We start from the raw sequence: 602 nt of genomic DNA on the forward strand, positions 1-602 counted from the left end.
TTCAGCTGGCCTTCAAAGGCGTGATACTTTTTGCGCACCTCGCGGAAGTACGCGGCGATATTTTCCAGCTTCAGGATATCCAACCCGGTGTCGTGCTCAGTACCTGCCAACGTCGCCACCAGCGCTTCGGTGGCCGGGTGGCCGTAGGTGGCGCTCATGGAGGAAATCGCCGTGTCCACGCCGTCAACACCCGCCTCGATAGCCTTCAGCAGGGCCATCTCCGCCATCCCGGTGGTGGCATGGCAGTGCAGGTGCAGGCGCACGTCATAGCGTTTTTTGATTTCGCTGACCAGCTCATACGCCGCCATCGGTGTAAGAATGCCGGACATATCCTTGATGGCAATCGAGTCAACGCCGGTTTCCAGCAGCTGTTCGGTCAGGTCCAGCCAGGTCTGCAACGTGTGCGCCGGGCTGGTGGTGTACGAGAGCGTGCCCTGGGCGTGCGCGCCGTGGCTGCGCACCGCCTGTAATGCCGCCTTCATATTACGCGGGTCGTTCATGGCGTCGAAAACGCGGAACACATCCATGCCGTTTTTCACCGCCCGCTCAACGAAGCGCTCCACCACATCATCGGCGTAGTGGCGGTAGCCGAGCAGGTTCTG

Annotated in this window: 1 pseudogene; it reads right to left on the bottom strand. The window is 61.0% G+C overall.

Features of this window, described 5'->3' with window-relative positions:
- Window positions 1–602: pseudogene (locus tag J4617_RS22830) on the bottom strand (oxaloacetate decarboxylase); the annotation flags it as partial.

The sequence above is a fragment of the Salmonella sp. 32010601201800023SM genome (genome assembly GCF_017572235.1).
In the GTDB taxonomy this organism is placed as follows: Bacteria; Pseudomonadota; Gammaproteobacteria; order Enterobacterales; family Enterobacteriaceae; genus Salmonella; species Salmonella enterica.